Consider the following 13,826-nt stretch of genomic DNA (forward strand, 5'->3'; position numbering starts at 1 on the left):
TAAAGAAGCATTAATTTTATGTAAAGGTTGCTACCGGATACGCGAGTCATATTATCCACAGTTTAATCTCTCCTCTGGCAACCGTCACCACAGAAAAGCTAAAAGAACAAGGGAAATTGCAAAAAACTTGCTAATTAGTTACCCAGGGAAAATTATCGAGAAAATACGGTTGCGAACTCGTTTTTTGTGTGTAAATAGTAACTTGTAATTCATCCATAATCAGAAGATAAATCCTAGTAAACCGAATTGACTTCAAATCCGGTTGATTGCTAAACATACCTGTGAGCAGTAGGGATATTAACCTATGGACTGATTTTGTTATGAGTGTAAGGAAAATTACTGTTTACTGATTCACCCATTAAGTAGATCGGTGTGAAAATTTCAATGTATGTCATTGCGAATGAAACGAAGTGAAATGAAGCAATCCCAAGGGTTATGCCGATTTTACATTCTGTTACATAGTTAGGTTTATTCTCACCGACTTACTTACCTGTGAATAATTACTGGGCAATGGCAAACATAACAAGTCTGAGAATGGATAGGATGTCTAAAGGGAAAGGAACAGAAAAAACCTTTAAACCTCTGCCTGGAGCTTTTTTTTAACTTAACTTTGAGTTCAAAAGACTTAACCGAGTACTATTGAGAGTAGATAAATTTAAAATTTACCTACCCTTTGTCCTGAGAATAAAAATATACCCTATTCTCCACAATTAAAAAACAGTTAATCTATAATTCCCTTTTTCTTGAGGAAAAGCAGAAATTACTACCACATAATATGTATCATCTTTGGGTAGTCGGGCACGGTCTATTAATGCACTGTACCTACCATCTTGAGCATTATCCGCAGCCACAATATTACCCTGGGAGTCTAGTAACACAATGTAAGGTGAAAAATCTTCAAAAACGCTATCCGCTCGGATACTGATTAGTTGATTCTCCTTACCCTTGAATTTAGAAATGTCATAATAATTACCATTCGTTTGTAATTTCAGACTGCGATCGCCTAACTCACTCGCTTCGTCTAGAAAATAACTGGCACGGTCATTACGTAGTGCGAGACTATACCTACCTTTCTCTCCAGGAATACGACTAGTGATTGCAATTGTGTATTTGCCAAGCTTTGGTAAGCGATTATACAAAAATGCTTCCCTGACCCCTGCTTTTGTTTCTACGCTACAGCGTTGAGCAATGACTTGATTATCTGGATCAAGCAACAACAAACAAGGTTCTAAACTCAAGTTATTCTTGCGACGGTTATCTTTGCTTCCAATTAACCGCAGCTGTACCAGTTCATTTTCCCTACCATCAAATTGATAGAAATGGTAGTAACGTTTGCCATCCTGAAAATCTCCCGGAGCTAGAATTCCAAATTGCACATTCGAGTAATCTATGCTGCGGAAAGTCGGGGTTCTAGAGGAAGTATTATTAGTTGCAATTGGTTCCTGATTATTAGAATTATCACTATTCGCTGGTTGATTCCCAGGACGGTTTCGAGGTGGTTTCGGCTGATTATTTCCTCCTTGGGGAGGACGCTTTCTGTCAGGTTTTTCTTGGGAAGGACGTTGACTTACTTGCTCTTGTCTCGGAGGTGGGGGATTCTTTTGCGGACGATTATTTCTGGGTGGAGGTGAGTTATTTCCTCTATCATTATCAACTTCATTTTTTGGTGGTTTTTTTGCAGAACGTAGGGGAGAATTAATCCGTTGACTAACTCTTCTAGGTGGTGGATTCCCTGGAGAATTATTTTGTGCTTTCGGGAGTTGGTTAATCGCTTTTTTTACTGCTTCCGGTTCTCGCTCATCAGGGGTTTTAGCTATGTTGACATCTAACTTGTTAGGGAATCTATTTTCTGGAGAATTAGAAATTCCGTAACCAGTAAGTAACATACTGCTGCTCAAGGTTGCTAGGAGCAAGATTAATTTTGCTAAACGCGATTGCATTAATTTCTCTCCTGAATAAATTTGGCAATGTTTCTGAACTTAGTGAACTTTGAAGGTAATCAGATGAAAACTAATAATTGTTATTGAAATAATGACAAATCTTTTGTAAAATCACTAGCGTCAATTTTTACTAGGAAATTATTCTCGTCGAAAAAATATTTTTTAGATGAATGTATTATTCATCCATGAATAAATAATCCTGTTTCTGTTTTCTAATCTCCATATTTTGCATATGTACATCTTCTAGAAAATTATTGTAGCAGTATTAAAGAATCTACTTAAATATATTGAGATAAAATATTTTTTTATAGGCAAAAATCAAAATATTCCAAAGCCATACTGGTATCGGAAAACCATAAATATTGTCAATGTTTGCCCAAATTTATAACTAGGCTTGTGTATACATACAAAATGGCAAAGCAATATTCCGCAAAAAAATATCCACAAAAGTACATGACTTTTTTGAGAGAATTCAGTCATAATCATTAATAGAGAATTATACGCTATAACATATTTTATACTCAAGTAGCTCTGGCTTTTCTTTTATGCTCTGCTGTCTCAACCCCGACTGTGAAAAACCTGATAACGAAGAAAGTCAAAAATACTGCCAAAACTGCGGTACACCTTTGATACCTTTATTGCGGGGGCACTACCGTATCCTGAGACGATTGTCAGAGGAGGGTGGATTTGGCTTGACTTATTTAGCAGAAGATGTGGATAGACTGAATGAAGTCTGTGTGGTTAAACAATTAGCACCAAAGTTCCATGGTACATCTGCTCTAAAAAAAGCAGTTGAGTTATTTAAAGAAGAAGCGCAAAGATTACAGCAACTCGGAGAACATCCACAAATACCCCGCCTCCTAGCATATTTTGAACAGGAAAACCATCTATATTTAGTTCAAGAATTTATTGATGGTGAGAATTTATTAGATGAATTAAAGAAAGGTTTTGTCTATCGAGAAGAAGACATTAAAGCAATATTGCAAGATTTATTGCCAGTATTAAAATTTATTCATGATCAAGGTGTGATTCACCGTGATATCAAACCGCAAAATATTATGCGTCGTCGCAGCGATCGCCAGTTGGTTTTAATTGATTTCGGAGCCTCAAAACAACTAACAGCGACAGTGCAAACTCGTATGGGGACGACAATTGGTTCCCATGGTTATACTGCAATTGAGCAGATGCAAGGGGGAGAAGCGTATCCTGCGAGTGATTTATATAGTTTAGGTGCAACTTGCTTTCATCTACTAGCTAATATTTCTCCCTATGAATTATGGTTAAAACAGGGTTATAGTTGGGTGAATTCTTGGCAAACATATTTAATTAAGAATGAGATACAAGTATCTGACCAATTAATTCATATTTTAGATAAATTATTAAAAATTGAACTGAAAGAACGCTATGCAACAGATGCAGAAGTAATTGCGGATTTGCAACCACCAGAAGAAGTCAAGGTAGCAACATCTGTAAAAACTGAATCAGAAGCAGCAGAGAAGCATTCTATACTGAATTACAAATATGTGACTGCTTTGGGAACATTCACCTTGATTCTCATGGGTTGGGGAATTTGGAATTTGTCTCGGAATCCTTCCCCAAATATGACATCATCAACGGAAAGGAAAGTCAATCAAGTAGTTCTAAATTCTTCTGCTAGCTTCTTTCAACCACAATCATTAAAGGGTCATAGTAGTGATGTGAATGCAGTTGTATTTACTGCTAGGGGCGATAAAATATTGAGTGCTAGTGATGATGAGAAAGTGAAAGTTTGGGATGCAGTTACAGGTAAAAAATTACAAACTTTTAATACCCATGTTAAGGCTACTAATTATCTCTATGCTCTAGCAGTTAGCCCCAATGGAGAATACGTAGCAACAGGGGGATATGATGACAGTATTTCCCTGTGGAATATGTCTACTGGACAGAAAATCAAAACATTAACGGGTCATAGTGGAGATATTGCGTCCTTAGCTTTCAGTCCAGATGGTAATTTTTTAGCTAGTGGTAGTTTAGATGAAACTATCAAGATTTGGGATGTCAATACAGGGAACAATCTTCAAACTTTAGCGGCAAACACTGGCTCCATATATACTTTAGCTTTTCACCCTACTAATAGTGATATTTTGGCAAGTGGAAGTAAAGATAAAACGATTCGTTTGTGGAACGTAAAATCTGGTAAATTAATGCAGACTTTGCGAGGTCATAGTGATATCGTATCTTCCTTAGCTTTTAGTCCCGATGGTCAGGCGATCGCCAGTGCAAGTAAGGATAAAACGATTAAAATTTGGAATGTGACAAAGGGAGAAGTCAGCCGTACCATTGCTCAACATTCTGCTAGGGTAAATACGGTGATTTTCCTCAGGGGAGAAAATTCCTTGATGTTAGCTAGTGGTAGCCATGATGAGACAATTAGGTTTTGGGATGCCAATACTGGAGCAGAGATAAAACTAATAAAAGGGGATAATTCTGGGAGAATTCACGCTATCGCTGCTAGTCCCGATGGTAAAATACTTGTCAGTGGCGGTTCTGCTGGTAATACTCTAAATCTTTGGCAGATGAAATTTTAGGATTGAGGCTGAATCATAATCACTACTATCATTATTTAGCACCATTGAAAAAATGCCGTGGACTTCTCTCCATGCAAAAATCCATCGCACAATCCGCGATCGCCATCTAATTACCCAGAATCAGCGTCTACTAGTTGCAGTTTCCGGTGGGCAGGATTCCCTATGTTTAATTCGTTTACTTTTGGATTTACAATCAAAATGGGGTTGGTATATCAGCATTGCCCATTGTGATCATTGTTGGCGTGCAGATTCAGCAGCTAATGCCCATCATGTAGAAAATCTCGCCCAATCTTGGCAAGTACCCTTTCATTTAGCAACTGCCACAGAAGCCATCAACACAGAAGCAGCAGCCAGAAATTGGCGATATCAAGTACTAACAGAAATTGCCCAAGCATCCGAATATCAATATATAGTTACAGGTCATACCCAGAGCGATCGCGCCGAAACACTGCTGTACAATTTAATGCGAGGCAGTGGTGCAGATGGTTTACAAGCTCTGGCTTGGCAACGTCCCCTGACAGCAAACATTTTTCTGATTCGTCCCTTACTCGCAATCACCCGCAGGGAAACTGCCCAATTTTGCCAAGATTACCAATTACCTATCTGGGAAGACTCTACAAATCAAGATACCAAGTATGCGCGTAATCGCATTCGCCAAGAACTATTACCATATTTACGAGAAAATTTCAACCCCAACCTAGAATCTGCCCTCGGACAAACAGCCGAACTATTACAAGCAGATGTTGAGTATTTAGAAAGTATTGCCACAGAACTCAGGGAAAAGTGTTTTTCTGCCCCAACCCCTGACTATATAAGAATCAATCGTCGCATTTTACAAACAGTACCCCTAGCATTACAAAGACGAGTTATGCGGCAAATATTGCTAGAAGTAATCAATATTGCGCCCAATTTTGAGCATATAGAGAAACTCACAGGATTAATTATCGCCCCTAACCGCACACAAACAGACCCCTTTCCTGGAGGAGCGATCGCCCAGGTGATGGGAGACGAGATATTATTTCTTAGAAACTTGTCCCCAAAATAGTAATTTCGCCAGAAAAAAAGGGATGAGGTTCGGTGTTAGGATACATATCCCCTTTTCCTTACCATTTCCCCTTTTCCCTAACTTTTGTCCCAAATCTATCTAAGCAGCCAAGGCAGGTTGAGCAATCAAACCCATGAGAGTTTCCCGCATCTGGGCAATCATTTCCTGTTGGGAATTGCCAGAGTTTTGAACTTGAGTGAGATTTTCGGCAACAACTTGTAATTTATGCCGCATTCCATCCAAAGAATCTTGAATCGGTTGCAATGCTTCCTGATAAAGATTCACCCTTCCCCAGGATTCCGCGATCGCTGTCCGCAAAGACTTGAGATTATCCTCCATTTCCTGCAATTCCTGGCGCTTTGTTTCCTGTTCAGGAGTTTGTTGCGTCAGATGTTCCTGGATTTGGGAGATATTACCTTGGAGTTGGGAAATTTCCCCCATAACAGCTTGTAATTGAACTGACAATTTTTCTTTTTGTCTCTCCAATTCCTGTAAAGCTGGACTCAAATCTATATTTACTCCCTCATCATCAGGTGTTTGTCCCTGTCTGCGCCATAAAACCATCTTATGCTGTTTCAGCAGAGATTTACGCTCAGTGATACTACGACGTTGCCCTACCAAAGTCTCATTCAACATTTGATAAGAGTCTTTCTCATCAGCGATTTCCGTCTCTAATTCACCTCGCTCCCCATCCGATACTTGATTGATTTTTTCTTGCAGTTCATTAATAGTCTGCTGCTTATAAATCAACTCCTGTTCTTGATCATGTACAAAACTAGAGTCAATTCTCAGCTTTTCTTGCAAATCTTGAATGGTAGTCTGCAATTCCTCCAAGGACATGTTTTCCAAAGCTGCTAAGTCAACCCCAGAGACAGAGTTCTCATCATTGGATACCAGCAAAGATTGCATGGTTTGATGCAACTCTTCCTGCTGCTGTAATTGTCCTTTGAGAAGTTCTACCCACTCTTCCTTCATTTTGAGGGTTGCAGTCTGTGTTGTCAGGACTGTTGCTTGCTCCTCTAGGGTTTTTTGTATCTGTTGCCACTCAGCTTGACGCTCAGAGAGAATCTGCGATAAACGGTCAAATTCCGCTTGTTGCTCACCAACAGCCGTCCTTTGTTGTTCTAATTGCTGCCAATGGGGATTCAGGATACCTTGCTGTTGTTCCACCATTTCCAGAGCATATTGTAGGTGCTCACTCACACTGTCTGTGGATGGGCGATCGCTACCCAGACGCTCAATTAAATCAACTAAAATCCTTCCCTGTTCTTCATCTAAAACATTCCCCCCTTGCATCTCTGCTTGACGCTCTTCTAAACGTCGCTGCTCACCCCGCAAATGCTCCCAAGCACCCTCTAATTCTTGGTTTTTGCGTTCGATTTCTGCTTGGAGTTTTTCTGTTTCCTGATGTAGGGCTTCAAACTGCTGTTTTTCTGCCTCTAAGCGGTGAAACTCTTCCTCCATTTGCTGGAGTTCTTCTAAACGCGCTTCCATTTCCATCTCTCGACGGTTAAATTCCTGCGCTTGGAATGTCAGTGACTCCTTCCACTGATCAATCTCATCTTCCTTAACTTTAAATTTTTCCAGTTGTCGGGAGAAATTCTGCAAAATATTGACAAGGGGACGACCTGCCTCTTGTACTCTTTGAACTTGCTTTTGCGGGTTTAACTCAACTAGTACTAAAGCACCATCGTTTAATTTGTTTGCTTCCTCTGCTGAAATTACCTCTTCGGAAACATTACTCCAACTTTGGTCAGTACGTTGACAAGCTAAAAGCTTTAGCTCTGTTTTGCCAGCGCCACCTAATAAACTACCTTTTTGTTTTTGTACTTCTGCTAAATACAGCACACCTTTAATCCTTTGGATGTACTTAATGTCTAAGTTACGGGATATACATTAGATAATTACATTAGCCCGCTTTATATCCTTGAAGACTCATCTCAATAAAACAGGCAAGTATATTTATGAAAGCCTATAAATGGGGAGTCGTAAGTCCCAACACTCATAGAACTGATATCTTACATCACTATATTTTGGACTCCGATGATTTGTACTGACTACCGTGTGATTACTCACTTCCTGGGAGTATATTAAAATTGTTTAAGATTTGACAACTATCAAAAAAATTTAGAATAATCCCATCTCCCATGGGTAACAGAATAGACAGACCTGGTTACAGGTGATAGCAACATTCAGTTCGGCTCTACCATCCTTCCCCTATTCCCCTGTTTCCCTTGATGAATAGAAAAATACAAGGGCAAAATTAACAAAGAGTCTCAACCGAATTACCAGGAGTATTTTTGACTCAATGTGGGGAAACTTAAAGGAAATTGATTTTTGCAGTATTCTGCGGTTGATAGAGATGGGGCAGCGAACAGGCATATTGTGTGTAGAAGCCCACAGTCCACCTCAGAAATTTAACTTAGGGAAAGAGACAAAAAATAGACTAAATAGCTGGTTAGTCTTTTTCGTGAATGGTGAAATTATTTATGCTGGTAAGGATGAGACAAGCTCTGCTTCTCCCTCCCTTTCCCGTCTGAGTGATTACCTGCGTCATTATCGAGTCAAGTTAGCAGTTGAAGACTTGCCAAATATTGAAGCAGATGAACTGAATCCTCCAGAGTATGCCTATATCTGGAAACTATTGGCAGAAAATATACTAGAGCCGAAGCAAGCACGTAGTATTATCCATAACTTGATTCAGGAAACCTTATTTGATTTAAATTTGTTACGTCAAGGTAGTTTTACATATATCAATTCTGTAGCTTTAAACCCCCAAATTGGCACTTGGCAAGTGACACCACTTCTGGAAAATCTCATCCATCAAGCTCAACAGTGGCAGCAATTTTTGCCCCATATTCAATCACCCCAACAATTTCCCATTCTCAAAGATATTCCCAATCTACGTTCCTCTCTACCGATCGCCACAGTCACGAGATTACAACAATGGGCTGACGGGAAAACGAATTTACGTCAATTAGCTCGTTACCTGAATCGGGATGTTGTCACCTTGGCAAAGGCAATTTATCCCTACGTTCAGCAAGGTTGGGTAAATGTTGCTGACTCTCCAGTTGTTCCTGCAAAGAATAGTTCTAGCAATCAGACATTAAACCTAGTCAGTCAGTCACCTGCTATTGTGAAGCCCAACCAGTTACGTATCCTGTGTATTGATAATTCTCTAGAAGTTTGCCAGCAAGTACAGGCAATTTGTCAGGAGCAGGGTTATGTGGCGATCGCCCTCAACAATTCCCTAGAAGCCTTAAGTTTGATGTTCCAGGATCCTCCCCATCTTCTCCTGTGTAATGTTGCCATGACTGAGTTAGATGGTTATCAACTCTGTGGAATGTTGCGTCATTCCCAATATTTTGCCACCTTACCGATTGTCTTACTGAATGATAATCATGATTTTATACACCGAACTCGTGCCACAATAGTCGGAGCAACAGATTATTTGACAACACCATTTACTAATCAAGAGATGCTGAACTTGTTGCAATCACACCTGGCTTAGAAAAAATCGGTGATATATCGAGAAAGGGATATTACTCAGGGTGCGCCTAAAAAAAATTACATATACATGGTCAGTATAAAAAGTTAATTCAAGATATATTGCCTATGCCGTGATATGTGGGATTACTTCATCCCCTAGGGCTGAATCATTTATACAGGCTTTTAAACCACTGATTTGAGCCTGTATCCTTAAATTCAACACTTGTTGATTTCACCAAAGATGGAGTAAAAAATATTATCACCAAAACGGTGCTTGCCATTGAGTACTGAGGATTAAGGATTCAGTAATCAGAATTCTATATCAATGGGGAATCCCCGGTTGATAACCGTTATTTCTCAGTACTTGTGGCTTATTGCTATAACTTAAAAAACAAGTTAGGTAACTACAATTAGTTTTACTGAGTAAATTAGTAAGGGAATAAAATTATTTTATACATTAAGTGTATTCGGGGAATCAGGGAATGTTCCAAGCAGGAACATCTACACCAGGAGGTAGATAGGCATATATGAGTATAGTTCTGATAGTGGAAGACAGTATTGCTCAGAGGGAGATGATTACAGACCTCCTGAAAGCCAGTGGCTTAACGGTTACCCATGCCAGTGACGGAGTAGAAGCCTTGCAAGCAATAGAAACTGCACCTCCAGACTTAGTGGTATTAGATATTGTCATGCCCCGAATGAATGGTTATGAAGTTTGCCGTCGATTAAAATCTGACCCTAAAACTCAAAATGTTCCCGTAGTCATGTGTTCTTCCAAAGGGGAAGAATTTGACCGCTACTGGGGTATGAAACAAGGTGCGGATGCTTATATTGCCAAGCCGTTTCAACCAACAGAGTTGGTGGGAACAGTCAAACAACTGTTGCGAGGATAAGGACAAAGGCAATATGGACAGCAAACCGGACTTTTTAGGGGGTACTGGACAAGATCACTTCCGCCCGGAACTACAGGTAGAAAGTCCTGAGGGTGAGCTACACCTGCGTTTTTTCATTCCTTCGCAGCAGGAGTTTGCATTGCCGGCAACCGGCATCCGTGAAGTGATAGAACTTAGTCCTGATCGAATTACTCCGATACCTAATGCTTCTCCTTTACTTTTGGGTACTCTAAATTTACGCGGTCGAGTCATTTGGGTGGCTGACTTGGGTCAATTTCTGGGTGAAGTCATGGCATTAAATACAGATCGGGCGGAAATTTCCGTGATTGCGATTGAGGAACAAGACACAATTGTTGGTCTTGCAGTCGATGAAATTGGTGGTATGGACTGGCTAGATGTGCAGTATCTTATGGCACCTAATAGTGTGCCAGATACCATGACTCCTTTTTTACGAGGAGAGTGGCTTTTAGATGGGAGTAAAAATACCAGACAGTCCCAGCAAAAAGGGTTAGCATTCCCAGGGAATTCACCCCACTGTTTACGACTGTTAGATCAAATGGCAATTTTGCGAAGTGCGCGCTGGGCAGGATGATATTGGGAGGCAGCAATGGCAGCGAGTATAGATGATTACGCGCAGACATATCAACAGGCTCTGACAGCCTACGCGCAACAAAATTATGAATTAGCCGCGACTCTAGTTGATGAAGTCGTGGCAAATGTGCCGAATGACCCGAATACTCGTTTATTGCGCGGTCATGTTTATTACGTTTTACAAAAATTTGATATTGCGAAATCTGACTACGAGGAAGTATTACGACTAACCCAAGACTCAGAACTGATCGGTCTTGCTCAAAGTAGTTTGGATAATATCAGTCAGTATCTGCAAGAATTAGAGGCGATCGCCGGATTGGAGGAAATTAGTACAGATGATGTACTGGATTTTGCTCAAACACCAAATAGCGAAGCCAATGATGCAGCAGATTTGGGATTGGGTGGAATTTTAGATGACCAAGATTTAGCTCTTAATGCTTTTACTCCCATCCCAGAGACTGGTGGAGTCGTGGAAGGATTACCCGACGCGGCAAATCCCTTTGAAATGCCCACTGACAGCATTATTGTTGACAAAAATCCTGACTCTACTTCCCGGATTGCAGATAATCCTTTTGCCCTTGAGGGGATGGAAACTGATGGCGAATCCGTTGCCAATAGTTGGATTGGACAGTCGGAATTAGAATTACCTTCCTTTTTAGATGTAGATATTCCTAGTAGTGAATTGGGTAAACCCGATTTATTTTCTTCATCCCTGACTCAGGAACAATCATCAGATTCTTCAGCACCGAGTCTCCATGATTTTCTCTTTGCACCTGTAGATTCTTTGGAAGAGAATTTATCCTCTTCTGTGGAGAAAAATAGTTACCAAGCTCCCTCTATGGAGAGAGAAAATCCTGGTAAAGTTGGCTCAAAAGTCAAGCAATCCGACGATGAGACTTTATTAATGGGAACTCCCCCAAATCCTAGTAAAAGTAGTCGGGAGAGTTCGCCCACAAATTCCCAGGAGAAATTATTCTCCACTGAAAGTGCAACTAGCAAATCCCATGTAGATAAATTTCCTGGGGCAGCAAAATCAGCAAAACCCGAAGAAAATCCAGTACATCATTTTGATGATGATAATGACAGTTTCGATATGGAGGCATTTGAATCTGCCTTCGGCTCGGAAGTTTTTAGTACCAGTGATGACAGTATTCTCAATGGTAAAAGCTCTCAAACAAGTACTAGTAAATCTGTCAGCAGTAATATTGAATTTTTAGATGATTTTGATGATTTTGATGATTTAGGTAATATTCCTGGGTTCGACATTTCCACGGATACCAACTTTGGCAATTCCCAGCCCCTCAGTTCTGCCTCCATAGCAAGTAAGAAATCTTCTAGTACCTCTGTACCTAAGAGTTCTAGCAATTTTCCCGATTATGCATCGACTAGCGGTGTGGAGAGCGATCGCGATGATGAACTATTTAGTATCACTGGTTCCCAGGAAGCTGTCCCCGTATTCACCCAGGTAGATGCTAGCAATGTGGAACCGCAAGTGAGTGTGGAACAGGGAATTTTTGCCCCCTTAGAAAATGCTCCCCTAGAAACCAAGCAATGGTTAATTGCGGGTTCTGTAGGTGTGTTTTCCGCTTTTGTTGTCGCTCTAGTCAGTTTTGCCGCGACTAATTTCTCCCCACCCCAACAAAGGGAATCCGTGAGAAATACTGGTTGGGCAATGGCTCTAGGGGCAGGTATCGCTGGTTTTGCTACTGCTGGTTTCATGGGTAATCTCACCATGAGACAAATTCGCCGCACTACCAAAGACTTAAAAACTCAGTTTGAAGCAGTGCGTCAAGGAAATCTTAATGCCCAAGCTACAGTCTACTCGGAAGATGAGTTTGGACAATTAGCGGCGGGTTTTAACGAAATGGCGCGGGTAATTTTAACCACTACCAGCGAAGCTAACCGCAAAGCTAATGAGCAAGAGGAAGCGAAGGAAAATTTACAGCGTCAGGTAATTCGCCTCTTAGATGACGTAGAAGGAGCGGCAAGGGGAGATTTGACAGTGCAGGCAGAAGTGACAGCTGACGTACTGGGTGCGGTGGCTGATGCTTTTAACCTGACAATTCAAAACCTCCGAGATATTGTGCAACAGGTAAAAGTTGCGGCGCGGGAAGTTACCAAGGGAGCGACTAATTCCGAAACCTTTGCCCGTGCTTTATCTAGTGATGCTTTGCGACAAGCGGAAGAACTAGCTGTCACCCTGCAATCGGTACAGGTGATGACAGACTCTATCCAACGGGTAGCAGAAGCGGCACGACAAGCAGAAGCAGTTGCCCGTGATGCGAGTGAAATTGCTCTCAAGGGTGGCGACGCGGTAGAAAATACTGTGGCAGGGATTCTTGAAATTCGTGAAACGGTAGCAGAGACAACTCGAAAAGTCAAGAGATTAGCCGAATCTTCCCAGGAGATTTCTAAGATTGTGGCGTTAATTTCTCAGATTGCTTCGCGGACAAACTTACTAGCGTTAAATGCCAGTATTGAGGCAGCCCGGGCTGGAGAAGCAGGGCGAGGATTTGCGATCGTTGCTGATGAGGTGCGACAGCTGGCAGATAAATCAGCTAAATCTCTGAAGGAAATTGAGCAAATCGTGATGCAAATTCAGAGTGAAACTGGTTCGGTAATGACAGCGATGGAGGAAGGAACACAACAGGTAATTAAAGGGACAAAATTGGCAGAAGAAGCCAAGCGATCGCTAGAAAATATTATTCAAGTTGCCAACCGTATTGATGGCTTGGTACGTTCTATTACTAGCGATACTGTGGAACAAACGGAAACTTCCCGTGCTGTAGCCCAGGTTATGCAATCTGTGGAGTTAACAGCCCAGGAAACTTCCCAGGAAGCGCAACGGGTATCTGGTGCTTTACAACACTTGGTTGGTGTCTCCCGTGACTTGATTACCTCTGTGGAACGCTTCCGCGTAGAAACTTCAGAAACTCGGTAATTTATCCATCTCCCTCGGAGTCTATCAGTTTGCAGTTGACGGGAAGGAAAATATCAGCCACAAGTAATTACTGATCAACATCGATGTCACAGAGTATTTAGTTTATGGTCATGTGTATCATTAAGAACCAATGCAATTAAGCTCAAGACCCTGGAACAGATTTATGTATGATTGTGATTCACAATACTTGTGGATAAATAGTTTTACTTTGATTTTCAATACCCGTAAATTCATCCATTGAGACTGAAATCGCAACCAGACAAAACAGGGAAAGATTATTTTTATTACCCTGAAAATTTCTTGAAAATTTCTAGAGTAAAGGGTAATTAATTCCTGATATTGGAGATTTATTTCATTGAA

At 40.9% G+C, this 13,826-nt stretch carries 8 protein-coding genes; 6 read left to right on the forward strand and 2 right to left on the reverse strand.

Annotated features, from left to right (window positions below):
* Nucleotides 1-710: 710 nt before the first annotated feature.
* Complete coding sequence (locus tag IJ00_RS15440) at nt 711-1,940, reverse strand: PPC domain-containing protein (protein ID WP_035154380.1); 1,230 nt, start codon at nt 1,938-1,940, stop codon at nt 711-713.
* 545 nt (nt 1,941-2,485) lie between these two features.
* Here IJ00_RS15440 and IJ00_RS15445 point away from each other — a divergent pair.
* Both IJ00_RS15445 and tilS read left to right on the forward strand, forming a co-directional pair.
* The gene (locus IJ00_RS15445; RefSeq protein WP_035154381.1) at nt 2,486-4,507 is read left to right on the forward strand and encodes a serine/threonine-protein kinase; all 2,022 of its coding nucleotides are present in this window, start codon (nt 2,486-2,488) and stop codon (nt 4,505-4,507) included.
* Between the two features lie 52 nt (nt 4,508-4,559).
* Nucleotides 4,560-5,552, forward strand: a complete 993-nt coding sequence (gene tilS, locus IJ00_RS15450; protein ID WP_035154382.1) for a tRNA lysidine(34) synthetase TilS — start codon at nt 4,560-4,562, stop codon at nt 5,550-5,552.
* Nucleotides 5,553-5,651: 99 nt separating this feature from the next.
* On the opposite strand, the gene hmpF is transcribed toward tilS, so the two are convergent.
* On the reverse strand, nt 5,652-7,400 hold the full coding sequence (hmpF, locus tag IJ00_RS15455) for a pilus motility taxis protein HmpF (protein ID WP_035154383.1): 1,749 nt from the start codon (nt 7,398-7,400) through the stop codon (nt 5,652-5,654).
* A 460-nt stretch (nt 7,401-7,860) separates the two neighbouring features.
* On the opposite strand from hmpF, the gene IJ00_RS15460 reads away from it, so the two are divergent.
* The 4 genes from IJ00_RS15460 (at nt 7,861) to IJ00_RS15475 (ending at nt 13,466) form a co-directional block, all read left to right on the forward strand.
* The gene (locus tag IJ00_RS15460) at nt 7,861-9,063 is read left to right on the forward strand and encodes a response regulator (protein WP_035154385.1); all 1,203 of its coding nucleotides are present in this window, start codon (nt 7,861-7,863) and stop codon (nt 9,061-9,063) included.
* A gap of 505 nt (nt 9,064-9,568) precedes the next feature.
* Nucleotides 9,569-9,934: a response regulator transcription factor gene (locus IJ00_RS15465; RefSeq protein ID WP_035154387.1), complete on the forward strand. Its 366-nt coding sequence runs from the start codon at nt 9,569-9,571 to the stop codon at nt 9,932-9,934.
* Between the two features lie 13 nt (nt 9,935-9,947).
* A complete protein-coding gene (locus IJ00_RS15470; RefSeq protein WP_035154389.1) occupies nt 9,948-10,526 on the forward strand; it encodes a chemotaxis protein CheW in 579 nt (192 codons plus the stop codon).
* Nucleotides 10,527-10,541: 15 nt separating this feature from the next.
* Entirely contained in the window at nt 10,542-13,466 is a 2,925-nt protein-coding gene (locus IJ00_RS15475) for a methyl-accepting chemotaxis protein (RefSeq protein WP_035154391.1), read from the forward strand.
* The last annotated feature ends 360 nt before the right edge of the window (nt 13,467-13,826 follow it).

Source organism: Calothrix sp. 336/3, assembly GCF_000734895.2.
GTDB lineage: Bacteria > Cyanobacteriota > Cyanobacteriia > Cyanobacteriales > Nostocaceae > 336-3.

What these genes read in the sequence shown, in the direction of transcription:
- tilS (WP_035154382.1), top strand. Translation starts at nt 4,560, where the DNA reads ATGCCGTGGACTTCTCTCCATGCAAAAATCCATCGCACAATCCGCGAT.
- IJ00_RS15445 (WP_035154381.1), top strand. Translation starts at nt 2,486, where the DNA reads ATGCTCTGCTGTCTCAACCCCGACTGTGAAAAACCTGATAACGAAGAA.
- IJ00_RS15470 (WP_035154389.1), top strand. Translation starts at nt 9,948, where the DNA reads ATGGACAGCAAACCGGACTTTTTAGGGGGTACTGGACAAGATCACTTC.
- IJ00_RS15475 (WP_035154391.1), top strand. Translation starts at nt 10,542, where the DNA reads ATGGCAGCGAGTATAGATGATTACGCGCAGACATATCAACAGGCTCTG.
- IJ00_RS15465 (WP_035154387.1), top strand. Translation starts at nt 9,569, where the DNA reads ATGAGTATAGTTCTGATAGTGGAAGACAGTATTGCTCAGAGGGAGATG.
- IJ00_RS15440 (WP_035154380.1), bottom strand. Translation starts at nt 1,940, where the DNA reads ATGCAATCGCGTTTAGCAAAATTAATCTTGCTCCTAGCAACCTTGAGC.
- IJ00_RS15460 (WP_035154385.1), top strand. Translation starts at nt 7,861, where the DNA reads ATGTGGGGAAACTTAAAGGAAATTGATTTTTGCAGTATTCTGCGGTTG.